The sequence below is a fragment of the Micromonospora chersina genome (assembly GCF_900091475.1).
Classification (GTDB): Bacteria; Actinomycetota; Actinomycetes; order Mycobacteriales; family Micromonosporaceae; genus Micromonospora; species Micromonospora chersina.
Genome location: NZ_FMIB01000002.1, coordinates 791,155 through 813,507 on the forward strand (window position 1 = coordinate 791,155; position 22,353 = coordinate 813,507).

21 protein-coding genes are annotated in these 22,353 nt (G+C 75.3%); 11 read left to right on the forward strand and 10 right to left on the reverse strand.

Translation table 11 applies throughout. The features are described 5' to 3' along the window. Window positions 1-993 carry a tyrosine-type recombinase/integrase gene (locus tag GA0070603_RS03610; protein ID WP_091307072.1) on the reverse strand — a complete coding sequence of 331 codons (993 nt, stop codon included), beginning with the start codon at window positions 991-993 and terminating at the stop codon, window positions 1-3. A 57-nt stretch (window positions 994-1,050) separates the two neighbouring features. Next, window positions 1,051-2,673 carry a ribosomal protection-like ABC-F family protein gene (gene abc-f, locus GA0070603_RS03615; RefSeq protein ID WP_091307075.1) on the reverse strand — a complete coding sequence of 541 codons (1,623 nt, stop codon included), beginning with the start codon at window positions 2,671-2,673 and terminating at the stop codon, window positions 1,051-1,053. Window positions 2,674-2,884: 211 nt separating this feature from the next. On the opposite strand from abc-f, the gene GA0070603_RS03620 reads away from it, so the two are divergent. Beyond that, window positions 2,885-3,919 (forward strand): helix-turn-helix transcriptional regulator, encoded by a 1,035-nt coding sequence (locus GA0070603_RS03620; protein WP_091307078.1) that lies wholly within the window; start codon window positions 2,885-2,887, stop codon window positions 3,917-3,919. Between the two features lie 6 nt (window positions 3,920-3,925). Here GA0070603_RS03620 and GA0070603_RS03625 read toward each other — a convergent pair whose 3' ends face one another. The 5 genes from GA0070603_RS03625 to GA0070603_RS03645 form a co-directional block, all read right to left on the reverse strand. Next, a complete protein-coding gene (locus GA0070603_RS03625; protein ID WP_091307081.1) occupies window positions 3,926-4,351 on the reverse strand; it encodes an Hsp20/alpha crystallin family protein in 426 nt (141 codons plus the stop codon). A 44-nt stretch (window positions 4,352-4,395) separates the two neighbouring features. After that, a complete protein-coding gene (locus GA0070603_RS03630) occupies window positions 4,396-4,935 on the reverse strand; it encodes a GNAT family N-acetyltransferase (RefSeq protein ID WP_244282378.1) in 540 nt (179 codons plus the stop codon). A gap of 39 nt (window positions 4,936-4,974) precedes the next feature. Next, a complete protein-coding gene (locus tag GA0070603_RS03635; RefSeq protein WP_091307083.1) occupies window positions 4,975-5,496 on the reverse strand; it encodes a DUF2087 domain-containing protein in 522 nt (173 codons plus the stop codon). A gap of 115 nt (window positions 5,497-5,611) precedes the next feature. Then, window positions 5,612-6,178, reverse strand: coding sequence for an isochorismatase family protein (locus GA0070603_RS03640; protein ID WP_091307087.1), 567 nt, complete (start codon window positions 6,176-6,178; stop codon window positions 5,612-5,614). A gap of 72 nt (window positions 6,179-6,250) precedes the next feature. Beyond that, a complete protein-coding gene (locus GA0070603_RS03645; protein WP_091307090.1) occupies window positions 6,251-6,754 on the reverse strand; it encodes a MarR family winged helix-turn-helix transcriptional regulator in 504 nt (167 codons plus the stop codon). A 69-nt stretch (window positions 6,755-6,823) separates the two neighbouring features. On the opposite strand from GA0070603_RS03645, the gene GA0070603_RS03650 reads away from it, so the two are divergent. Then, entirely contained in the window at window positions 6,824-8,059 is a 1,236-nt protein-coding gene (locus tag GA0070603_RS03650; RefSeq protein WP_091307093.1) for an MFS transporter, read from the forward strand. A 7-nt stretch (window positions 8,060-8,066) separates the two neighbouring features. Here GA0070603_RS03650 and GA0070603_RS03655 read toward each other — a convergent pair whose 3' ends face one another. Together GA0070603_RS03655 and GA0070603_RS03660 are read right to left on the reverse strand one after the other, a co-directional pair. Beyond that, the gene (locus GA0070603_RS03655; protein WP_091307097.1) at window positions 8,067-8,462 is read right to left on the reverse strand and encodes a cupin domain-containing protein; all 396 of its coding nucleotides are present in this window, start codon (window positions 8,460-8,462) and stop codon (window positions 8,067-8,069) included. A gap of 27 nt (window positions 8,463-8,489) precedes the next feature. Next, window positions 8,490-8,975 (reverse strand): GNAT family N-acetyltransferase, encoded by a 486-nt coding sequence (locus GA0070603_RS03660; protein WP_091307100.1) that lies wholly within the window; start codon window positions 8,973-8,975, stop codon window positions 8,490-8,492. 97 nt (window positions 8,976-9,072) lie between these two features. On the opposite strand from GA0070603_RS03660, the gene GA0070603_RS03665 reads away from it, so the two are divergent. Beyond that, window positions 9,073-10,620 (forward strand): ArnT family glycosyltransferase, encoded by a 1,548-nt coding sequence (locus GA0070603_RS03665; RefSeq protein WP_091307104.1) that lies wholly within the window; start codon window positions 9,073-9,075, stop codon window positions 10,618-10,620. A gap of 54 nt (window positions 10,621-10,674) precedes the next feature. Beyond that, window positions 10,675-11,493 (forward strand): TIGR04222 domain-containing membrane protein, encoded by an 819-nt coding sequence (locus GA0070603_RS03670; protein WP_091307107.1) that lies wholly within the window; start codon window positions 10,675-10,677, stop codon window positions 11,491-11,493. 103 nt (window positions 11,494-11,596) lie between these two features. Here the strand turns inward: GA0070603_RS03670 and GA0070603_RS03675 are convergent, their stop codons facing one another. Further along, a complete protein-coding gene (locus GA0070603_RS03675; protein ID WP_091307110.1) occupies window positions 11,597-13,075 on the reverse strand; it encodes a vWA domain-containing protein in 1,479 nt (492 codons plus the stop codon). A 227-nt stretch (window positions 13,076-13,302) separates the two neighbouring features. Between GA0070603_RS03675 and GA0070603_RS03680 the strand changes: the two genes are divergently transcribed. The 7 genes from GA0070603_RS03680 to rox all read left to right on the forward strand — a co-directional run bounded on the left by GA0070603_RS03680 (window position 13,303) and on the right by rox (window position 22,353). Then, complete coding sequence (locus tag GA0070603_RS03680) at window positions 13,303-14,769, forward strand: hypothetical protein (protein ID WP_091307113.1); 1,467 nt, start codon at window positions 13,303-13,305, stop codon at window positions 14,767-14,769. 121 nt (window positions 14,770-14,890) lie between these two features. Then, window positions 14,891-15,388: a hypothetical protein gene (locus GA0070603_RS32540; RefSeq protein WP_425270527.1), complete on the forward strand. Its 498-nt coding sequence runs from the start codon at window positions 14,891-14,893 to the stop codon at window positions 15,386-15,388. Window positions 15,389-15,645: 257 nt separating this feature from the next. Beyond that, the gene (locus tag GA0070603_RS03690; RefSeq protein ID WP_139131794.1) at window positions 15,646-16,167 is read left to right on the forward strand and encodes a hypothetical protein; all 522 of its coding nucleotides are present in this window, start codon (window positions 15,646-15,648) and stop codon (window positions 16,165-16,167) included. After that, the gene (locus tag GA0070603_RS03695) at window positions 16,164-19,376 is read left to right on the forward strand and encodes a glycosyltransferase (protein ID WP_091307120.1); all 3,213 of its coding nucleotides are present in this window, start codon (window positions 16,164-16,166) and stop codon (window positions 19,374-19,376) included. The genes GA0070603_RS03690 and GA0070603_RS03695 overlap by 4 nt, the downstream gene beginning before the upstream one ends. A 261-nt stretch (window positions 19,377-19,637) precedes the next feature. Then, a complete protein-coding gene (locus GA0070603_RS03700; RefSeq protein ID WP_091307123.1) occupies window positions 19,638-20,123 on the forward strand; it encodes a hypothetical protein in 486 nt (161 codons plus the stop codon). 31 nt (window positions 20,124-20,154) lie between these two features. Beyond that, window positions 20,155-20,613, forward strand: coding sequence for an HNH endonuclease (locus tag GA0070603_RS03705; RefSeq protein ID WP_091307127.1), 459 nt, complete (start codon window positions 20,155-20,157; stop codon window positions 20,611-20,613). A gap of 312 nt (window positions 20,614-20,925) precedes the next feature. Then, the gene (gene rox / locus GA0070603_RS03710) at window positions 20,926-22,353 is read left to right on the forward strand and encodes a rifampin monooxygenase (RefSeq protein WP_091307132.1); all 1,428 of its coding nucleotides are present in this window, start codon (window positions 20,926-20,928) and stop codon (window positions 22,351-22,353) included.

The following is a 22,353-nucleotide window of genomic DNA, read 5'->3' on the forward strand; positions in this document are numbered from 1 at the left end:
TCATCCCCTGCGCCGCGCCCGGGCCGCCCAGATGGCGTACGCCGGGTCGCGGTCCAGGTTGTGCCGGTCCCGGTCGTAGCGGCGGGTGGTCCGCGGGTCGGCGTGCCCCATGGCGTCCTGCACGTCCTCCAGCGGCACCCCCTCGGCCCGGGCCGTGGTGGCGAACGCGTGCCGCAGCGAGTGCGGGGACAGCTTCGCCCACGCGGGGATGCCGGCGGCCTGGGCGAGCCGGCGCACCAGCCGGAACACCGCGTGCCGGTCCAGCCGCCCGCCGGTCGCGGTCACCAGCAGCGGACCGGTCAGCTCCGCCACCGTCACCCCCTGGGCGGCGGCCCGCGCCGCCAGGTAGGCGTCGATCGCGTACGCGGTGCCGGGCGTGAGCGCCCGCCGGCGGACCTTGCCGCCCTTGCCGACGAACCGGATGCTGCGGTGCCCGCGCTCGGCGCCCAGGTCGGCGAGGTCCAGCGAGACCAGCTCGCCGACCCGCAGCCCCAGGTCGGCCAGGAGGGCGATGGCGGCCCGGTTGCGGGCGGCGGTCGCGCCCGTGTCCGCGTCGGCGGCGGCGAGCAGTGCGTCCACCTCGTCCGGGGTGAGCCCCACCGTGGCGGAATGGTCCCGGTCGACGCGGGGGCGGTCCGCCGCGGCGACCGGGTTGGCGTCGACCGCGCGCAGCTTGACCAGGAAGTCGTACCAGCTCGACAGGGCCGACAGGCGGCGGGCCACGGTCGCCGGGGTGAGCGGCCGGCCGCCGCGCCCGCACGGCGTGGCCTCCAGCTCCCGGCCGTAGGCGTTGACGTCGAGGAAGCTCGCCCGCAGCGGGTCGAGGTCCCGGGCGGCGCACCAGCTCAGCCAGCCCGTGACGTCCCGCCGGTACGCGTCGCGGGTGTGCTCGGACAGCCGGCGGTTGCGCAGCCACGCCTCGGTGAAGTCGGTCGGCCCGCCGGGCAGGGCGGCGGCGGCCGACCCGCGGGGCAGCACCTCGGGACGCAGCATGTGAGAAAGGCTCTCAGCCGCCCGGGCGTTTCGCGACGAGGCGCGCCCGGGGATGTCTCACTCCGCCTCCTCCACCAACCTGCCGTCACCGAGCCGCCACCGCCGGTCGACACCCACCGCCTCGGCGAACCACGTGTCGTGGCTGACCATCACGACAGTGCCGCGGAACTCGCGCAGCGCCGCCTCGACCACCTCCAGGGAGTCGAAGTCCAGGTAGTTCGTCGGCTCGTCGAGCAGCAGCACCCGGGCCGGGCTGTTCACCAGCACGGCGAGCAGCAGCCGGCGGAGCTCCCCGGCCGACAGGGTCCGCAGCCGCGCGCCCCACTGGTCCGGCCCGAACAGGTGCCCGTCGAGCAGCCGTTCGGCGTCGTCGGCGTACACCGGGACGTGGGCGCGGAAGTGGTCGAGGACGGTGACGTCGGTGCGCAGCGCGTCGTGGGTCTGCGGCAGCAGCGCGACGCCCGCGGCGGCCTCGACCCGGCCGCCGTCGGGGTCGCGCCGGCCCGCGAGGACCCGCAGCAGGGTGGTCTTGCCGGCCCCGTTGGGGCCGGTGAGCAGGATCCGGTCGCCGCCGCGCACACCCAGGTCGGCCCGGTCCAGCAGCGTGCGGCCGCCGGCGGTCAGGGTCAGGTCGCGGGCCCGCAGCACCTCGCCGTCCGCCGGCACGGCCTCGGGAAACGCCAGCGTCAGACCCGGTCGGGTACGCGGCTGCGCCAGCCAGCGGATCGAGTCCATCTGCCGGCGCAGCCGCCGCTCCCGCGTCTTCGCCTTCTTCGCCACCTTCTTGGCGTAGCGGCGCTGCTGGTCGGCGCCCAGGCCGCTGCGCACCGACTCCTCCACCCCGCGGGCCTGCTCCTTCGTGCGGGCGATGTCGGCCAGCCAGCGCCGGTGGTCCTTCTGCTGGGCCTCGTAGTCCAGCAGCAGCCGCTGCCAGCGGCGGACCTTCTCGGCCCGGTAGTCGGTGTAGCCGCCGGAGTAGGTCTGCGGCTCGTCGTGGATGCCGTCCAGCTCCACCACCCGCTGCACCGTGCGGTCCAGGAACGCCCGGTCGTGGCTGACCACCAGCACCCCACCGGGGAAGGCGGCCAGCCACTCCCCGAGCCACGCGATGCCCTCGGCGTCGAGGTGGTTCGTCGGCTCGTCCAGCACCAGCAGGTCCGGGGCGTCGAGCAGCACCCGGGCCAGGGTGAGCCGGGCCTGCTCGCCGCCGCTGACCCGGTGCAGCGGGGTGTCGTCGGCCAGGTGGTCGACGTCGAGGCGCTGCCGGACCTCGGTGAGCCGGGCCTGCGCCCGCCACCCGTCCAGCGCCGCCCACCGGTCCTGCGCCTCCCCGTACGGGTCCAGTGCCGCGGTGTCGCCGCCGGCCAGCCGGCGCTCCAGCTCGCGCAGCTCGGCGGCGAGCGGGTGCAGCTCGCCGAGCCCGGCCGCGAGGAACTCGCCGACCGTGGCGTCCGGATCGGGGACCTGCTGGGCGAAGTAGCCGACGGTGGTGCCGGGCGCGCGGTCGACGTGGCCCGCCGACGGCGGCTCCTCGCCGATGAGCACCCGCAGCAGGGTGGACTTGCCCACCCCGTTCGGGCCGACCAGCCCGACCCGGTCACCGGCGTTGACGACCAGGTCCAGGCCGGCGAAGAGCGGCTCGGAGTCGTAGTGCTTGCTGACGGCGACGGCTTTCAACACGGGCGATCCTCCGCGGGACGACGGGCGGGACCGCGGCCGGCGCTGCGGCGGCGGTCGGGGGCCGTGGCGGCGGGGCGGTGCGCCCGGCCGCGTCCTCGCGGATCACATGTGTCGGTCGGCTCCTGCTGGGTCGGCGACGCTGACGCAGGAGACCCTGCCAGCCGGCGGACCGGCCCGCCACCGGATTACCGGCGCGGGTTACCGTCACGGCGTGCGTGCCAGCCGCCTGGTCTCCCTGCTGCTGCTCCTGCAGACCCGCGGCCGGATGACCGCCCAGGAGCTCGCCGACGCCCTGGAGGTGTCGGTCCGGACCGTCTACCGGGACGTCGAGTCGCTCGGCGCCGCCGGCGTCCCGGTGTACGCCGACCGCGGCCCGGCCGGCGGCTACCGGCTGCTGGAGGGCTACCGGACCCGGCTGACCGGGTTGACCGCGCCGGAGGCCGAGGCGCTGTTCCTGGCCGGCATGCCCGGCCCGGCCGCCGACCTGGGCCTCGGGCCGGTGGTGGCGGCCGCCGAGCTGAAGGTGCTCGCCGCGCTCCCCGACGAGCTGGCCGACCGGGGAGGCCGGGCCCGGCAGCGGTTCCACCTGGACGCGCCGGGCTGGTTCCGGCACCCCGAAGCCACCCCGCACCTAGCCGCGCTGGCCCGGGCCGTGTGGGAGGACCGGCTGGTCGAGATGCGCTACCGCCGCTGGCGCGCACCGCGCGAGGTGACCCGGGTGGTCGCCCCGCTGGGCGTGGTGCTCAAGGCCGGCCGGTGGTATCTCGTGGCCCGCTGCGACGGGCAGCTGCGCACCTACCGGGTCGGCGCGGTCCTCGACGTGGTGGTCTCCGACGAGCGCTACGAGCGGCCCGCCGACTTCGACCTGGCCGACTACTGGCGGGAGTGGACCGAGCGCTACGAGCGCGACGTCTACCGCGGCCGGGCCCGCATCCGGCTGACCGTGGCCGCGCTGGAGTTCATGCCGTACGTCTTCCCGCCGGAGATGAGCCGGGCGGCCCGGGCGGCGGCCGGCGAGCCCGGCCCGGACGGCTGGCTGGAGACGACCGTGCCGATCGAGTCGGTGAAGCACGCCCACACCGAGCTGCTCAAGCTGGGCGCGGAGGTGGAGGTGCTGGAGCCGGCCGAGCTGCGGGACCGCCTCACTGCCACGGCGCACGCCCTGGCGCGGCTTTACCCCGTCGTTCTGGAGACGCCGGCGGGGGTGGCCGGCGTCCCGGCCACCCCCGCCGCCACGTCGCCGTGACCTGGCTCAGGCGCTGATCTCGCGCCGGCCGTTGCCGGGCGCGGTGACCGCGATCCGGCGCGGCTTGGCCCGCTCGGAGATCGGGATGCGCAGGGTCAGCACCCCGTTCTCGTAGCCGGCCTCCAGCTTGTCGGTGTCGAGGGTGTCGCCCAGGAAGAGCTGACGGGTGAAGGTGCCCATCGGCCGCTCGGCGGCGACCAGCTCGACGTTGTCGCCGGCCGCCCGGCGCCGCTCCGCGCGGACGGTCAGCACGTTGCGCTCCACCGTGCAGTCGATGCTGTCCGGGTCGACGCCGGGCAGGTCGAAGGCGGCGTAGAAGTAGTCGCCGTCGCGGTAGGCGTCGAGGTGCATGACCGCCGGCCGAGCCGTGGTGCCGAAGAACTGCTCGGCGAGCCGGTCGATCTCGCGGAAGGGGTCGGTACGCATCAACATGGCCGTGCCTCCTCGGTTCTCCTGGCCGAAGGTTTCAAGTTGAGTCAGGTTGACTCAAGTTCTCGATTCCTGTTGTAGCGCGGCGCGGCGGCGTCGTCAACTCGGGCCGGCAGCGTCTTCTCGAACCAGTGCTGGGCGTAGCGGTCGGCGTTGAAGGCGGGGATCTCCCGGTAGCCGTGGCGGGCGTACAGGGCGCGCGCCTCGACCAGGTCGGTGCGGGTGTCCAGCCGGATCCGGTCCGCCCCGGCACCGCGCGCGTACGTCTCGACGGCGGCGAGCAGGGCCGCTCCGCCGCCGGTGCCACGGTGTGCCGGACGGACGTAGACCCGGGTCAGCTCCGCCCAGCCCGGCCGCCAGCGCAGCCCCGCGCAGCCGGCCAGGCGCCCGTCGTGGCGGGCCAGCAGAAGCAGCCCGGTGGGTGCGGCGAGGTCTTCGCTCGGCGACTCGAGCAGGGCGGCGCTCACCTCCCCCGGCCGCTCGGGCCGGCCGTGCCAGCGGCGGACCATCTCGGCCATGTACTCGCGCAGCACCACCCTGGCGTCGTCGGTGTCCGGGGCGGTGCGGTGGATGCTCCAGGTCGTCACCGCCCGATCCTCGCCGGCCGGTCAACGGCTTTTCCGGGCTCAGGGTCGCCAGTAGACGCCGTGGTCGCGGGCGAGCAGCCGGTCGTCGATCAGGTAGCGGCGCAGCGTGACGTGGTCGGCCTCGCCGCCCTCGCACCAGCGGCGCAGCGCCTCGTCGACGGCCCGTTCCGGATACCGCACGCCGGGCGTGAAGGAGCGCTCGGTGATGTGTTCCAGCAGCACCCGGCGGCGGCCCCGCTGGGCGGGCAGCCGGGTCAGCGCCCCGTCCCGGAGGAAGGTGCGCAGGATCGTCTCGCGGGGGTCCGCCGCCGGGGCCGGCGCGGGCGGGCCGCCCGCACGGGCGAAGTCACGCAGCCGCTCACCGTCGACGCGCAGCCCGGTCCCGTCGTCGGTCAGCACGCCGACGTCGGTGAGCCGGCGCACCGCGGTGGCGGCGTCCCGTGCGGACAGCCCCGTGCGGGAGACCACGGCGGGGATGTCCCCGGCGCCGAGGACGATCGCGGCGAACACGGCGCGGCGGCGCTCGTCGGCGAGTGCCCCCGCCAGTGCCTGTGAGCTCATGACCGGCAGCCTGCCAGCGCCCACCCCGGGCGGCCACGGGTTTTCCGCGGCGCCGGGTGGCCGCCGGCCGTGGAGCCTGCGCGAGCTGCGGGCGCGGGCGCCGCGGCGGCTCGGCTCAGGCGGGGACCGGGGCGGCGAAGTCGACGTCGGCGGTGTCGACGGTGCCGGCGGTGCGGCCGGGCGCGGAGTGGTAGCGCCAGTAGAGGTTGGTGTGGGCGATCACCTGCTCGGGCGCGGGCGCCCCGTAGGCGGAGAGGTCCTCGGTGGTGTGGGCGTCGGCGACAAGCGTCGCGTCGTAGCCCCGGGTGATCGCGCCGTGCAGCGTCGAGCGGATGCACGCGTCGGTCTGCGCGCCCGTGACGACGAGCCGGCCGACGCCCCGCGTGGCGAGGACGGACTCCAGGTCGGTCTCCTCGAACGAGTCGCCGTAGGCCTTGTGCACCAGCGCCTCGTCGTCGCGGCGCGCCAGCTCGGGCACATACTGCCACTGCTCGCTGCCGGTGGGCAGCTCCTCGCTGCGGTGCTGCACCCACACCACCTCGACCCCGGCCGCCCGGGCCCGGTCGACGAGTGCGGCGATGTTGCCCACCACCCGGTCCCGGTCGTACGCGTGCTGGACCACGCCGTTCTGCACGTCGATGACGAGCAGGGCGGTGTGCGGTCGGTCGACGAGCGTGCTCATGTGGGGCCTCCCTGGAACGGGCGTCGGCTGGTCGATGGCCAACCTAGCCCCGGCCACCGACATTCCGGCCGCTCAGATCCGGCCCGCCGGCGGGTGCGCCGCCACGGTGACCCGGCGGAGCAGGTCGGACAGGACCCGCCGTTCGTCCGGGGTCAGGGCGCCGAGGACGCGGTGCTCCTCGTCGCCGACGACCCGCATGGCGCGCTGCCACGCGGTCCGGCCGGCGTCGGTGAGTTCCACGTCGATGCGGCGGCGGTCCACCTCGGACGGGATCCGCCGGACGAAGCCCCGCCGGACCAGCGCGTCGACCCGGGCGGTGATCGAGGCGGGTGCCATCCGCAGGTCACCGGCGATCTCGGAGGGGGCGGCCCGGCCGCCCCGGCCGGCGAGGGCGTGCAGGGTGCCGTACTCCTTCTCCTGGAGGTCCAGCTCGGCCAGCGCCCGGTCCTTTACGGCGCGCAGGTGCCGGGTCAGCAGCGACATCCGGACGACGGCGCCCTCCACGTCGGGGTCCAGGTCGGGCAGCACGGGCAGCCAGCGGGCGACGTGCTGGTCGACGGGATCGCGGTCGGTCACCCGACCCACGGTACGCCGACGACGAAATATTCGCTGTCGAAATGTTCGACGTCGAAGTAGTCTGCCGGAGTGACGCATCCTCTCCGGCTCCGCCCGTTCCGACTGCTGTTCCTCGGCCGTACCGTCTCCGCGGTCGGCGACGCCGTGGTGCCCACCGCGCTGGCCCTGGCCGTGCTGCGGGCGACCGGCTCGACCGCCGCGCTGGCCACGGTCCTCGCCTGCGCGATGGTGCCCCGGCTGCTGCTGCTCCCCCTCGGCGGCGTGGTCGCCGACCGCTTCGCCGCCCGCCGCGTCGCCCTCGCCACCGACCTGGTGCGCTGCGCCGCCCAACTGGCCGTCGGCGTGGAACTGCTCGGCGGCGCCCCCACGTCGGCCCACCTCGCGGTGGCCTCCGCCGTCGGCGGCGCGGCCTCGGCGTTCGCCATCCCCACGGCCTCCCCGCTGGTCGCCGGCACCGTCGACGGCGACGGCCGGCAACGCGCCAACGCCCTCCTGGGCGCCACCGCCAACGCCAGCCGGCTGGCCGGCCCCGCCCTGGCCGGGCTGCTGATCTGGACCGTCGGGCCGGGCTGGGCGTTCGTGCTGGACGCGGCGTCGTTCGCGGTGAGCGCCGCGCTGCTGGCCGTCATCCAGGTGCGGCACGTGCCGGTCCCGCACCGCTCGCTCCGCGCCGACCTGGTCCTCGGGTGGCGGGAGGTGCGGTCCCGCGACTGGTACTGGACCAGCCTGCTCGCCCACGGCGTCTGGAACGGCGCCGCCGCGGTGCTGCTCACCCTCGGCCCGGTGATCGCCGTCGACCGCCTCGGCGGCGAGGGCGTCTGGGTGCTGCTCCAGCAGGCCGGCGCGGTCGGCCTGCTGGCCGGGTCGCTGCTCGCCGCGCGGGCCCGCCCCCGCCGCCCGGTGCTGCTGGGCAACCTGGCCCTCGCGGCGTACGCGGCCCCGCTGCTGCTGCTCGCCGGCGCCGCGCCCGCCCCGGTGACCGTCACCGCCTACTGCCTCGCCCTGGTCGCCCTCGGCTTCCTCAACCCGGTCTGGGAGACCGTCGTGCAGGGCCAGTTCCCGCCCGAGGTGCTCGCCCGGGTCACCTCGTACGACTGGTTGATGTCGCTGGGCGCCATGCCGCTCGGCTACGCCCTCGCCCCGCTCGCCGCCCGGGCCTGGGGTGCGCCGGCCCCGCTCGCGGTGGCCGGCGTGCTGGTCCTGCTCGCCTGCGTCGGGACGGCCGCCGTCCCCGGCGTACGCCGGCTGGGCTGGCCCGTCCCGACCCCGGCGGCCGCCGCGGAGCCGGCGCCGGCCGGGCGCTGACGCGGCGTCAGAGGCGGTGCCCGGTGGTCGCGTCCACGTGCCCGGGCACCTCGTCGTGCCGCTCCCCGACGCTGGACGTGCCGGACGGCTCGAACATGAGGATCGACGCGCCGTCCGGCGCGGACGGCCGGTGCTCGACCCCGCGCGGCACCACGAACACGGCGCCGCGCGGCAGCACCACCTCGCGTTCCGCGCCGTCCGCGCCGTCGCGCAGGGCGATCCGCAGCTCACCGTCGAGCACCAGGAAGAACTCGTCGGTGTGGTCGTGGGCGTGCCAGACGTGCTCGCCGGCCACCTTGGCGATCCGGACGTCGTAGTCGTTGACGGTGGTGACGATGCGCGGACTCCACAGCTGGTCGAAGCGCGCCAGGGCGGCGGCCAGCTCGATCGGCTCAGGCTTCATCGGCCCATCCTCGCGCAGACCCGCCGCTCACAGGGGACGGTGCATGACGTGCAGGCCCACCCGCCCGAGCGTGGGGTGCGCGAACGACTCCGGCACGGTGCCGAGCACCGTGAAGCCGAGCCGCCGGTACAGCTCCACGGCCGCCGTGTTGGTCTCCACCACGGCGTTGAACTGCATCGCGGCGAACCCCTGCCGACGGGCCCAGTCCAGGGCGTCCTCACACAGGGCGCGGCCGACGCCGCGACCGCGGGCCGCGGCGGACACCATGAAGCTGGCGGTGGCCACGTGCGCGCCGGGACCCGGCCGGTTGGCGCCCATCTTGGCGGTGCCGAGCACCGTGCCGTCCTCCTCGGCGACCACGGTGCGGCCGGGTGGCCGTTCCACCCACACCTCGCGGGCCACCTCGGCCGGCCACGCCGGGTCGTAGGGGAAGGTCTCCTGGGCGACGATGACGTCCTCGACGATCGGCCAGACCTGGGCCCAGTCGGCAGGCGTGTAGTCCCGGATGCGCATCCCGGGCACGCTAGCGGCGCGGCCGCCCGTCGGGTACCGATTTCCGTCCGGCCGCACGGGGCAGCGCGAGGTGGCGTGGCCGGACCATCATGGGCACGTGGCCGAACCCGTCACCGACCTGGAGCGCCCCGACGCCGGGGCGCCCACCGCGCCGACGACCCCGCCACCCGGGCCGCGCACCGCCGCGCCCTGGCTGGTCGGCGGGGCCGTCACCGCCGTGCTGCTGCTGCTCGCCGGCCGGTACGGCTACCACCGCGACGAGCTCTACTTCCTGCTCTGCGGCCGGCACCTCGACTGGGGCTACGTCGACCAGGGCCCGCTCGTGCCGGCCCTCGCCCGGCTGGCAGACACCGTCGCACCGGGCAACCTGGTGCTGCTGCGCACCCCGTCGGCCCTGATCGGCGGCGCCTCGGTGGTGCTGGTCGCGGCGCTCGCCCGGGAGTTCGGCGCGGGGCGCACCGCCCAGGTGGCCGCCGCCGTGCTCGCCGCCGCGGCCGGGGTGGTGCTCGCCGCCGGCCACCTGCTCAGCACCACCACCGTCGACATGCTGGTCTGGCTCGCCGCCGCCTGGTGCGCGGTGCGGATGCTGCGCACCGGCGACACCCGCTGGGCGCTCGGCATCGGGCTGGCGCTCGGCGTGGGCATGCTGAACAAGCTGCTGCCCGCGCTGCTCGGCGTCGGGCTGCTGGCCGGGGTGCTGATCGCCGGCCCCCGCCGGCTGCCGCGCGACAGGTGGGTGCTGGCCGGCGCCGGGGTCGCCGCACTGCTCGCCGTGCCGTACGTGGCCTGGCAGGCCGCGCACGGCTTCCCCCAGCTCTCGGTGGCGTCGTCGATCGCCGGCGGCGACAGCTCCTACAGCGGCCGGCTGGACGCGGTCGTGCTGCAACTGATCATCATCAGCCCGTTCGCCACCCCGGTCTGGATCGCCGGCCTCGTCGCGCTGCTGCGCCGGCCCGCCTGGGCGGCGTACCGGGCGATCGGCTGGGCCTGGCTCGTGGTGTTCGCGATCGTCCTGCTCGCCGGCGGCAAGGGCTACTACGACGCCCCGCTGCTGCTGGTGCTCACCGCGGCCGGCGCGGTGGTCACCGTCGACTGGGCCCGGCGTGGCGCCGCCCGGGCCCGGCAGGCGCTGCTCGCCACCGCCGCCGTCCTGATGACGGCCAGCAGCGCGGTCCTGCTGCTGCCCACCCTGCCGGCCGACCGGCTGCCCGGCTTCGTGGCCGAGGTCAACTACGACGCGGGCGAGACCATCGGTTGGCCCGCGTTCGCCGACTCGGTCGCCGCCGTGCACCGCGGCCTGCCGCCGCAGGAGCGCGCCCGGGCGGTCGTGCTCACCGGCAACTACGGCGAGGCCGGCGCCCTGGCCCGCTACGGCCCGGCCCGGGACCTGCCCCGGGCCTACTCCGGGCACAACAGCGTGGCCCGGTTCGGTCGCCCGCCCGACGACGCCGACGTGGTGATCGCCGTCGGCTGGGAGCGCCCCGGCCAGCTACGTGCCTGGTTCACCGAGGTCACCGAGGCCGGCCGGGTCGACCAGCGGGTCGACGTCGACAACGACGAGAACGGCGGGCCGATCTTCGTCTGCCGCGGGCTGCGCCGCCCCTGGTCGCAGATCTGGGACAGTGAGGTGAGCCACGCCTCCTGAGCGGCGGCCACGGGGCGGTCGGCCGACCCGCGCGGCCGGGCCATACTTGTCGCCATGCTCTGGGGTGTCAGCGGACCGCTCTTCCTCCTCGACTACCTGGGGGCGGTCGCCGTGGCCCTCGCCGTGGCGCTGGCGGCCCGCGAGCTGACCGGCCGTCGGGCGCGGGGCGCGACCCCGGACCCCGTCGAGCTGGCCTACCTCACCGACCGGGCCCTGCTGGCCTGCCAGGTGGGCATGGCCGCGCTGCACCGTGCCGGCGTGGTGCGACGCGGGGAACTGGCCACCCTGTCCGTGGACGGCCCGCCGCCACCCCGGTCACCCGCTCTCGTCCGCGCCCTGCACGCCGCGCTGCGCCGGCCGCAGACGTGGGCCGCCGTGCTCGCCGACCCCGGCGTCGGCCGGGCGCTGCGCCGGCTGGTCGGCCGGCTCGTCCGGGACGGCTGGCTGCTCACCCCGGCGCAGCGGCGGCGTATCGCGCTGGGCACCCTGCCGCTGTTCGCGGTCGCCGTGGTCGGGGTGACCCGGCTCGTGGAGAGCGCCGTCGAGGGGCGCGACGCCGGTGGCCCGGCCTCCGTGGTGGGGCTGCTGCTGTGCTGCCTGGCCACCGCCCTGGGCGGCTGGTGGCTGTGCGAGGTGCCGGAGACCGGTGCCGCCGCCCGCCGCCTGCTGCGCCGGCAGCGCCGGCAGCACGCCGCGCTGGACCCCCAGCGGCGGCCCGCCTGGCGCGAGCGGAGCACCGACGAGCTGCTCACCGCCATGGCGCTGTTCGGGCCGCGCCCGCTGCTCGCCGTCGACCCCGGCCTCGCCGTGCAGGTCGGCGTCGACCCGGAGCGCGGCCGCCCGACGCCGGAACCGAAACCGGCCCGCCGCTGACCCGCCGCGGGGCCGGCCGGGCCGGCGCGGGCCCTGCCGGCCGCTGACCAGAAATTGGCCGGTGCGGGCCGGCGCCTCCCCTGCCGGCGCCGGCCCGCACCGGTCACCGCAGCTCGTCGGCGGAGCGGATCACCCGGGCGAGGTCCCGCACCTCGGCGTCCTCGGTGGCGGCGGCCGCACCGTCGGCGATGCTGGCCAGGTCGGTCAGCCGGACCTGCCCGTCGGACCGGCCGTCCCGCAGCGCCTCGGCGAACCAGGCCGCCGCGTAGCAGGCCCGCAACCGAGGCGACGCCGCCGTGAAGGCGCCGTCGACGTCGGCGACGGTCACCGACCCGTACGTCTCGGCCGGCGTACGGGCCGCCGGGTCGGTCCAGCGCACCTGCACCTGGGCGATCCGGGCCGACGGCGACACGTCCTCGGCGAGCCGGACCGCGTACAGCGCCGTCACGCTGTGCCCCGGGCCCACCTCGCCGCCGTCGACGCGGTCGTCGCGGAAGTCCTCGTCGGCCACCGCCCGGTTGTCGTAGCCCACCAGCCGGTAGGAGCGCACCGCCTGCGGCGCGAACGTCACCTGCACCTTGGCGTCCAGCGCCCGCACGCTCAGCGTCGCCGGCAACTGCCGTACGAACACCTTGCGGGCCTGCTCCCGTTCGCTGACGTAGACCGCGAAGCCGTCGCCCCGGTCGGCCAGCTGCTCCATCAACTCGTCGCCGTAGTCACTGCCCACCCCCACGCCGAGCAGGGCGATCTGCTTCTCCGCCTCGGCGCGTACCCGGCGCAGGATCGGCTCGGCGTCGGTGCTGCCGACGTTCGCCAGCCCGTCGGAGAGCACGATCACCCGGTTCGTCCGGCCGGGCCGGAAGCCGTCCCGGGCCACCCGGTAGCCGAGCACCAGGCCGGCCTCCAGGTTGGTGCTGCTGCGGGTGTGCAGCGATTCGATCGCCGCGTGCAGCGGCCGGGCGTCGGCCACCGGCGTCATCTCCCGGGCCACCCGGGCCTTGTCACTGAACTCGACCACGGCGATGGAGTCGGTGGGGCGCAGCTGGTCGACCAGCGTGTGCAGGGCGTCGCGCACCAGGTCCAGCCGGCCGGGCTCGCCCATCGACCCGGAGACGTCGATGACGAAGGTGAGTGCCGCGTCCGGGCGGCGCTCCTCGTCCTCGGCCCGGGTCTGCAGGCCGACCCGCAGCAGCCGCTCGTCACCGCCGGCGTCGTGGGTCCGCGGCAGGCGGGCGCCGTCGACGTGCACGGCGAAGCCGTCGCCCGCGGGCTGCGGGTAGTCCTGGCGGAACGAGTTGACGAACTCCTCCGGCCGTACCGTGCTGGGCTCCGGCAGGCGGCCATCCATGATGAGCCGGCGGGCGTAGCCGTACGACGCGGTGTCGACGTCCACGGCGAAGGTGGAGAGCGGGTCGTCCGACGTCCGGGTCTCGTCACCGGACCAGGGGATGCCGCCGTTCGGGCGGACCGGCCCGGGGGCCGCGTCGGTGCGCCGCGCGCCGCCGTCGGAGCCGCAGGCGCTGACCGCCATGGCGGTGGCGATCGCCACCAGCAGCAGCGCCGATCGTCTGATGTGGACCATGGCTTCCTCCGAGGGGCCGGGGACGGGTCATGGTCATTGACGCAGACCGGCGTCGTCGCGGACCCCGCCGTGGCCGGACCGATACCCAAGCGCGACCGTCGTGACCGAACCGTGCGCGGGGCGTGACCTGAGCGGGCGGCGGGCGGCCCCTCGGCGGGCGTCGGCGCGGCCGATGGGGCAGAGTGGGCCCACGGCCGGCGGCGGCCGGGACGAGCAGGAGGTGAGCCGTGGACGGCCCGACCGGGGTGGTGTTCCCCGCGACCGGCGACGGCCGGCGCAGCACGACCGCGCTGGGACGGGCGGTGGTGGCCGACGCCCTGCGGGCGGTGGACCCGGTCGGCGCCCGCTCGGCCGAGCACGAGACGAACTGGCGGCACGGCTACCTGGGCCACTTCCGCCGGCTCGTCGAGGCGGGCCTGCTGTCCCGGGAGGCCGCGCTCACCGTCGCCCGGGACGGGCTCGCCGCCCTGCACGCCCGGATGCGCTACGTCCCCGCCGACGGCGCCGAGGTGGCGCTGGACGACGTGTTCGCGCTGCCGGACCGGGAGCCGCCGCTGGAGACCGCCACGGTGACCGGGGCCGGCGAGGTGGAGCGCGAGCTGTCCCTGCCGTACCGGGGACAGCGCCTGCGCGGCGACGACCTGCGCCGGCGCCTCGACGCCTGGGTGGACGCGGGCGTCGTCGAGCCGAGCTGCGCCGAGGCGGTCCGCGCGGTGCAGGCCAACCCGGACTGGCTGGACCTGAGCGACCAGCGGATCGTGGTGCTCGGCGCGGGCGCCGAGATGGGACCGCTGCCGTCCGTGCTGCGCTGGGGCGGGGCGGTGGTCGCGGTCGACCTGCCCCGCCCGGAGATCTGGCGCCGCCTGCTGCGCACCGCCCACCGGTACGGCGGCCGGCTGCACCTGCCGGTGCGGCCCGGCACCGCGACCGACGACGACGCCCTCGCCGCCGGGGCGGGCGCCGACCTGCTGCACCGCCTGCCGCAGGCCGCCCGCTGGCTGGGCGGCCTGGACGGTCGCCTGGTGCTCGGCAACTACGTGTACGCCGACGGCGCGACGAACGTCCGGGTCGCCACCGCGGTCGACGCCCTGACCGCCCACCTGGGACGGCGCCGCCCGGACGCCGCGCTGGCCTTCCTGGCCACCCCCACCGACGTGTACGCCGTGCCCGCCGAGGCCGTCGCCCACGCCGAACGCGGGTACGCCGCCCGCGGTCCGGCGCGCCGGACGCTGCGGCTGCTGTCCGGCGGCCGGCTGCTGCACCGCAACTATCCGCCCGGGGCGGACCCGGGGATCAACGACAGCCTGGTGCCGCAGCAGGGACCGAACTACGCCCTGGCGAAGCGGCTGCAACGCTGGCGGGCGGCGGTGGCCCGGGACGCCGGCGCGACCGTCTCGTTCACCGTGGCCCCGCCCACCCGGACCCGCTCGGTGCTGCGCAACCGCGCCCTCGCGGCCGCGTACGCCGGGGCGCACCGGTTCGGCATCGAGGTGTTCGAGCCGGCCACCAGCAACACCCTGATGGCCGCGCTGCTCGTGCACGACCTGCGCACCGGCGGCGGCCCGGCGCAGGAGCACCCGTGGCGGGACGAGGCGTACGCGGCGGCGCACGGCGGCCTGTGGCGGGTGCCCTACGCCCCGCGCAGCGCGCTCGGTCTGGCCGTGCTGCTGGGACTGGGTGGCGCGCGGGCCTGAGCACAGGTTTCCTTCTCTCGGGCACCGGGAACGCACCGGCATGGCCGAGACCTTCGCAGACCAGGACCTGACGACCCTGCGGTCCATCGCGCGCGGGGCCGGAATAACGGACACCGAGCGCATGCCGCACGACGAGCTCGTCGACATGTTGCGCCGGGCGGGGCTGGCCGACCCGGACGCCAGGCCGGTCGACACCAGCCTGGCCGATCCGGGTGACCCCGGCGTGCCCGGCGCCTACCACGGGCAGGGCGTCGGGCGGCGGGAGTCGGCCGGCGGCGCTGGCGCCGAGACCGCGGGCTGGCCGGACCAGCCCACCCAGGACCCGGCGCGGCTGTCCGGGCTGCCCCGGAGCAGCCTGACCCTGGGTGACGAGAGTACCGGCGGGCAGGCCGCCGAGGAGGCGATCGGCGCCCGGCCCGGTGAGACGCAGATCGACGACCGCACCCAGGACAGCCGGGGCGTCCAGGGCGAGATCCGGGATCCGGCCGGGCTGTCCGGGCTGCCTCGCAGCAGCCTGACCCTGGGTGACGAGAGTACCGGCGGGCAGGCCGCCGAGGAGGCGATCGGCGCCCGGCCCGGGGAGTCCGGCACCGAGATCGACGACCGCACCGAATCCTGAGCGAGCAACGCCGCGAGCCATCCCCGACCCGGGGGTGGCTCGCGGAACATTGTGGACCTTAATCCTGTTTCGCCGCTCAATGCCCGGTTGCTCCGTTTGGGGCGAGCATGCCTGCTGTTCCGGATATGCGAATGGTGAAACAACGACTCCTCGCCTCACCTTCAAATCGGGACATACGCTCACAAGCTCCCCAATAGCCTCAGCCGGTGGCTTCTCGCATTTCGTTCGATCGGCTCCCCGGCGGCCCGCACTCTCCCGTGACGACGGTTCCGCCCCGGCCCGCCCGACCGGTCTTCGTGGACGCCACCGGCACCCGCCGCCAACGGATCCGGCGCGCCGGCGTCCTCATGGCACTGGCCTCACTGGGCTACCTGCCGATGGCCGGGAGCGCCCTGCTCCCCGGCCCGGCGACGCCGCTGCTGCCCGGCCCGGCCCCGGTCGGCGGCGCCCCGAGCGGCGGCACCGACAACCCACCCGTCCTCGCCCCCTCGCCCGGACCGACGCACCAGCGCCCGGCTCCACGGTCCACCGGCGTCGTGGACGCGCCACCGGCGGCGGCCGCCCCGCAACGCCCCACCCGCAGCCCGCGACCGGCGCCGCGGCGCGTCGACCCCGCACCGGTGGACAACCGGCCCACCGGCCCGGCCCCGACACCGTCGCCGCTCCCGTCCTCGCCGGGCCCGACGGCGCCCGCCACACCGACGCCCTCCGCCACCACGACGGGGCCGGGCGTCAGCCTGCCCGCCCTGCCCGGACCCGGGCCGGAGGTGGACGGATGAGCACGCCGAGCCGGCGCGCCGGCCGGTTCGTCGTCGCGTCCCTGGCCCTGGTGGTCGGGTCCGTGCTGCTGGTCGAGGCGTACGCCAACGCCCGCTTCCGCCCCGACCACGTCCGCGGCGCCGAGGACCAGGTCACCGTGCCCACGGAGATCCTGAGCGGCGGTCCGGTGCTCGACGCCCGCGGCGACCAGCCCCGCACCTACCGGCTGCCCGCGCGGACGATCGCTCTCACCTTCGACGACGGGCCGGACCCGACCTGGACCCCGCGGGTTCTCGACGTCCTGCGCCGGCACGACACCCCGGCCACCTTCTTCGTCATCGGGTCGGAGGTGGCCCGCCACCCGGACCTGGCCCGGCGCGCCGTGGCCGAGGGGCACGAACTCGGCGTGCACACCTTCACCCACCCCGACGCCAGCCTGCTGCCCGCCTGGCGGCAACGGATGGAGTACGCGCAGACCCAGATGGCGATCGTGCACGCCGCGGGGATTCGCACGAGCCTGCTGCGTTTCCCGTACTCCTCGGTTCCCAGCGCCGTGGACGACGCCAACTGGCCGGTGATCCGGCGGGCCGCCGGGCAGGGCTACCTGACCGTGGTCAACGACCTCGACGGCGAGGACTGGGCCCGGCCCGGGGTGGACACCATCGTGCGGAACCTGACGCCGGCCGGCGACGCGGGCGTCGTGGTGCTGCTGCACGACGCCGGCGGGGACCGGTCGCAGACCCTCGCGGCCCTGGACCGGTTCATCCCGCTGATGCGCGCCCGCGGCTACACCTTCACGACCGTCAGCGGCGGGATCAACCGCGCCCGACCGGACGCGCCCCCGTATGCCGGCAACGTCGCGGCGTCCACCGGCGACCGCTGGCGGGCCGCACCGGTCTGCTGGGCGATCCGGCTGGCCGACGGCGTCCTGCGCGGGCTCGCCCTGATCTTCGTGGTGGTCGGCCTGCTCATGCTGACCCGCACCGTGATGCTGCTCCTGCTCGCCCGCCGGCTGGCCCGCCGCCGACGGACCCAGCGCTGGCCGTGGGGGGTGACGACCGCGCCGGTCTCGGTCATCGTGCCCGCCTACAACGAGCGGGCCGGCATCGTCGCCACCGTCCGGTCCCTGGTCGCCAACGACCACCCCGGGATCGAGGTGATCGTGGTCGACGACGGCTCGACCGACGGCACCGCCGACCTCGTCGACTCGCTCGGCCTGCCCGGTGTCCGGGTCATCCGCAAACCCAACGGCGGCAAGGCGACAGCCCTCAACACCGGACTCCTGTACGCCTCGCACGACATCATCGTCACCGCGGACGCGGACACCGTTTTCGAGCCGGACGCGATCCGGCGGCTCGTCGAGCCGTTCACCGACCCCGGGATCGGCGCGGTGGCCGGGAACGTCAAGGTCGCCAACCGGCGCCGCCTGCTCGGCCAGTGGCAGCACATCGAGTACGTCATCGGCTTCAGCCTGGACCGGCGGTTCTACGAGAAGCTCGGCTGCATCCCGACGGTGCCCGGCGCGATCGGCGCGTTCCGGCGCCGCGCCCTGACGACTGTCGGCGGGATGAGCCGCGACACCCTGGCCGAGGACACCGACGTCACCATGGCGGTGCTGCGGGCCGGCTGGCGGGTGGTCTACCAGGACCGGGCCCGCGCCTGGACGGAGGCGCCCGCCTCGGTGGGCGACCTGTGGCGGCAGCGCTACCGCTGGAGCTACGGCACCCTCCAGTCGATGTGGAAGCACCGCGGCGCCGTCCGCGACCGGGGCGCCGGCGCCCGGTTCGGCCGCTTCGGGCTGCCCATGCTCGCCCTGTTCGGCGTGCTGCTCCCCCTGCTCGGGCCGGTGCTCGACCTGCTGGCCGTCTACGGACTGTTCTTCCTGGACACCACGAAGACGGCGGTGGCCTGGCTGGTCATGCTGGCCGTGCAACTGCTCACCGCGGCGGTGGCCTTCAAACTCGACCGGGAGCCGCTGCGCCCGCTGCTCACCCTGCCGTTCCAGCAGTTCGCCTACCGCCAGATGATGTACCTGGTGCTGGCCCGCTCCATGGTGACCGCGCTGACCGGCGCCCGGCTGGGCTGGCGCCGGGTGAAACGGGCCGGCGAGCCGGTCGCGGGGACGCCGGTTGCGCCGGAGGCCGCGGCGCCGCCGGGCCGGGACCGCTGGTTCGACACTCTGCGGGCGCTCGCGCTGGGCCGGGTCATCGCGTACCACATGTTCGGCGCCGCCTGGCTGAGCCTCGTCTTCCCCGCCATGGGGGTGATGTTCGCCCTCGGCGGCGCGCTGATGGCCCGCTCGCTGGACCGTACGCCCGAGCGGGCGGTCAGCGGCCGGCTGCGCCGCCTGCTCCCCGGGCTGTGGGCCCTCGGCCTCGTGCTGGTGCCGCTGATGCTCTGGCACGGCTGGTCCGACCGGCCCGCCTGGCCGGTGCTGCTGAGCTGGGTGGTGCCGCTGGTGCAGCCGCCCGGCGACGCGTGGGCAGCGGACGTGACAGGGGTGCTCTGGTACCTGGTGACGTACCTCTGGCTGGTGCTGCTCTCCCCCGCGATGCTGGCGCTGCACCGGCGGTGGCCGGTGTGGTCGGTGCTCGTGCCGCTGGCCGGCGTGGTGCTGTTGCAGACCGCGGCGCCCGGGTTCGACGGGCCGGTGGAGTCGGTGCTGACCGACCTGGCCATGTTCACCGCCTGCTGGCTGGTCGGCTTCGCGCACCAGGACCGCCGCTTGCGGCGGCTCTCGCTGCCGGCGCTGCTGGGCCTGGCGGCGCTCTGCCTGGGGGTCGCGGTCGGCTGGCTGGTGACCCACCCGGAGGCGGGCCGCGATCTCAACGACATCCCGGTGGCGCAGGCGTTCTGGTCGCTCGGGTTCGTGCTGGTGCTGCTGCGCGTCGCGCCGCCGATGGGCTGGCTCGCCCGCGTCCGGCCGCTGGACCGGCTGGTGACCGCGCTGAACAGCCGGGCGCTGACCATCTACCTCTGGCACAACGCCGCCATCGCGGTCTGTTTCGCCGTGGGTGACCTGATCGGTGTCTGGCGGGTCGGCCAGGTCGGCTACCTGGCGGTGGCCCTCGTGCTGCTCATCGGGCTGGTGCTCGCCCTCGGCTGGATCGAGGACCTCAGCGCCCGTCGGCCACCCCGACTGCTGCCCTGGCCCGGGCGCACCACCGCGCGGCTTCCCGTGGCGCGTCCCGCTGCCGCCGAACGCCAAGGAACTCCAGTGAGGACGTGAACACGTGCAACACGAACATTCAAATCGTCATAATCAGGCAAATTTATCGCATACTTGACTCACGTTGGCGGGCGTACCCGGACCGGGCCGCCCACCTCGGAGACGACGTCATGGCGGGCGGCCGCCCGCGGTGGCGCGAAGGCGGTGATTGGGGTGATCACCGCGGCCGGCACGGGTCTCGCCCTCCTACGGGCCCGTGCCGGCCACCCCCGACCCGAACACTCGATGCCTGATCCCTCGCAGGTCAGAAGCGGAGCGCAGATGGCGATGTGGCACCCGCCGACCCCGGCGGAGCAGGAACTGTGGAACGCGGTGGTGGCCGGGGTCCGGGCGGCCGACGAGTCGGACCTGGCGGGCGTCGAGGCCGCTGTCGAGCGGCTGTCGCGGCTGCCCCACCCGTGGGCGTACCACGTCCTCGGCGACACGGCCGGGCTGCTCATCGAGGAGCTCGACCCGGACGGCCAGGACGTCTGGCCGCTGCTGGCGGCCCAGCTCGACGACGAGGGTCCGGCGGACCGGACGGCGCGCCGGCGCCGGGCGTCGCTGCATCCGGCCGGCCGACGGCCCGCGGTGCCCGAGACCGGCGAGCCCGAGACGCTGCGACGACGCCTGCTGCTCATCGCCCGGCTCGCCGACGCCACCCAGGTCGGAGTCGGCGCGTTCCTGGACGTCGCGCTGGCCGACAACGGCGACCGCGCCCCGCGGGCCCCGTCCAACTCGCTCCCGCACTGCCGCCTGGGCCAGTGAGCCTGTCGGCGCCCCTTTCTATGCTTCCGGAATGCTGTCGCAGGTGACCGGCCTCTCCCGGCACTTCACCGAGGAGTCTCTGAAGGCGTACCTGCTCGCGCGGTCGGAACGGCTGCCGACCGGCTGTCTCATCGTGCGGGGCTACGGCAGCCGGCGCGGGGTTCACCAGAAGGTCGCCGGCCGGGCGTGGGCCCACGTCGCCGCCTACGCGGTCTTCGTCGGCGGCTACCGGCCCGACCTGGACGTGCACCACGTCTGCGACGTCGCCGACTGCATCGAGCCGACCCACCTCCGCCAGCTCAGCCACGCCGAGAACTGCCGTCGGCGCAGGCAGCAGCCCCGGTGCCGCAACGGGCACGACCGCGAGGTGGACCCGGCCACCGGCCGCTTCCGGAGGGTCTGCCGGCGCTGCAACAGCGACGCGCAGAAGCGCTGGCGGGAGCGCCGGGCCGCCGAGGTGGCCGAGGCCAGGGCGAGCTACCGGCCTTAGGCCGCCGGATACAACAGCGTAAAGCCTTACGCACAGGAACTGTCATTATGATGCATCGAGCTTGTGTCCCCTTTGTCCGGACAGATTGCTGGATTGGTGTAACCAGTAATCCGTTAATCGGACCGCGGAAAGCGCTGGACGGCGTGGTGGCCGGCTTGTAGCTTGCAGGTGCCCGTGACACCGCCCGAGGAGGTGAGACCCATGAACGCTGTATCGATGTGGGTGCTCCCCCTTCCCGTCACGGCCGGGCGATCGACGTAGGTGTCGCCGGGAGCGCCTCGCCACAGAGGCACTCCCGGAAAGGCACCACCAATGCACTTCGACGTGATCATTGCCGGCTGCGGGCCGACGGGCGCCATGCTGGCCGCCGAACTACGGCTGCACGACGTGCGGGTACTCGTCCTGGAGAAGGAGACCGAGCCCCCGTCGTTCGTCCGCATCGTCGGCCTGCACATCCGCAGCATCGAGCTGATGGCGATGCGCGGGCTGCTGGAGCGCATCCTCGAACGCGGCAGACGGCGTCCGGCCGGCGCCTACTTCGCCGCCATCGACAAGCCCGCGCCCGAGGGCCTGGATTCCCCGTACGCCTACCTGCTGGGCATCCCCCAGCCCGTCATCGTTCACCTGCTCGAAGAACATGCGGTCGAACTGGGTGCGCAGGTCCGCCACGGCTGCGCGGTGGTCGGCTTCGAGCAGGACGACGACGGGGTGACCGTCGAGCTGGCCGACGGCGAACGGCTGCGTTCGCGCTACCTGGTCGGCTGTGACGGCGCGCGCAGCACGGTGCGCAAACTGCTCGGCGTCGCCTTCCCCGGCGAGCCCTCGCGGAACGAGACGCTGATGGGCGAGATGGCAGTGGGTGCGCCGCAGGACGAGATCGCCGCCAAGGTGTCCGAACTCCGCGTGACCGACAGGCGATTCAGTCTCGCTCCCGCGGGTGTCGGGGTCTATCGCGTGGTGGTACCCGCCGGAGGAGTCAGCGACCGTGCGGCACCGCCCACGCTCGACGACTTCCGACGACAGCTGCGCGCCGTCGCCGGCACCGATTTCGGCGTGCACTCCCCGCGCTGGTTGTCCCGCTTCGGCGACGCGACCCGGCTGGCCGAACGGTATCGGGTCGGGCGGGTGCTGCTGGCCGGCGACGCGGCACACGTCCACCCACCCATCGGCGGACAGGGCCTCAACCTCGGCGTCCAGGACGCGGTGAACCTCGGCTGGAAACTGGCCGCACAGGTCCGCGGCCGGGCGCCGCAGACACTGCTGGACACCTACCACGCCGAACGTCATCCGGTCGCTGAGGACGTGCTGGACAACACCCGCGCCCAGATGGAACTGCTGTCCACCGAACCGGGCGCGCGGGCCGTGCGCAGGCTGCTCACCGAACTGATGGACTTCGAGGAGGTGAACCGCCGTCTGATCGAGAAGATCACCGGGATCGGCATCCGCTACGACTTCGGCGCCGGCCCCGACCTGCTCGGCCGCCGGCTGCCCGACATCGACCTGAAAGAGGGCCGCCTCTACGGTCTGCTGCGTCGCGGCCGCGGCCTGCTGCTGGACCGCACCGGAGGCCTGACCGCCGGCGGCTGGTCCGACCGGGTCGATCACCTCGCGGATCCCACCGCCGCACTGGACGCTCCCTGCGTCCTGCTGCGCCCCGACGGTCACGTCGCCTGGATCGGCGACGATCAGCGCGACCTGGACGACCACCTCGCCCGCTGGTTCGGCAGGCCCATCACCTGA

Excerpts from the sequence above, each read along its gene's own strand:
- GA0070603_RS03660 (WP_091307100.1), bottom strand. The coding sequence starts at position 8,975 with ATGCGCATCCGGGACTACACGCCTGCCGACTGGGCCCAGGTCTGGCCG.
- GA0070603_RS03610 (WP_091307072.1), bottom strand. The coding sequence starts at position 993 with ATGCTGCGTCCCGAGGTGCTGCCCCGCGGGTCGGCCGCCGCCGCCCTG.
- GA0070603_RS03655 (WP_091307097.1), bottom strand. The coding sequence starts at position 8,462 with ATGAAGCCTGAGCCGATCGAGCTGGCCGCCGCCCTGGCGCGCTTCGAC.
- GA0070603_RS03625 (WP_091307081.1), bottom strand. The coding sequence starts at position 4,351 with ATGTTGATGCGTACCGACCCCTTCCGCGAGATCGACCGGCTCGCCGAG.
- rox (WP_091307132.1), top strand. The coding sequence starts at position 20,926 with ATGCACTTCGACGTGATCATTGCCGGCTGCGGGCCGACGGGCGCCATG.
- GA0070603_RS03700 (WP_091307123.1), top strand. The coding sequence starts at position 19,638 with ATGGCGATGTGGCACCCGCCGACCCCGGCGGAGCAGGAACTGTGGAAC.
- GA0070603_RS03695 (WP_091307120.1), top strand. The coding sequence starts at position 16,164 with ATGAGCACGCCGAGCCGGCGCGCCGGCCGGTTCGTCGTCGCGTCCCTG.
- GA0070603_RS03705 (WP_091307127.1), top strand. The coding sequence starts at position 20,155 with ATGCTGTCGCAGGTGACCGGCCTCTCCCGGCACTTCACCGAGGAGTCT.
- GA0070603_RS03675 (WP_091307110.1), bottom strand. The coding sequence starts at position 13,075 with ATGGTCCACATCAGACGATCGGCGCTGCTGCTGGTGGCGATCGCCACC.
- GA0070603_RS03635 (WP_091307083.1), bottom strand. The coding sequence starts at position 5,496 with ATGAGCTCACAGGCACTGGCGGGGGCACTCGCCGACGAGCGCCGCCGC.
- GA0070603_RS03670 (WP_091307107.1), top strand. The coding sequence starts at position 10,675 with ATGCTCTGGGGTGTCAGCGGACCGCTCTTCCTCCTCGACTACCTGGGG.
- GA0070603_RS32540 (WP_425270527.1), top strand. The coding sequence starts at position 14,891 with ATGCCGCACGACGAGCTCGTCGACATGTTGCGCCGGGCGGGGCTGGCC.
- GA0070603_RS03640 (WP_091307087.1), bottom strand. The coding sequence starts at position 6,178 with ATGAGCACGCTCGTCGACCGACCGCACACCGCCCTGCTCGTCATCGAC.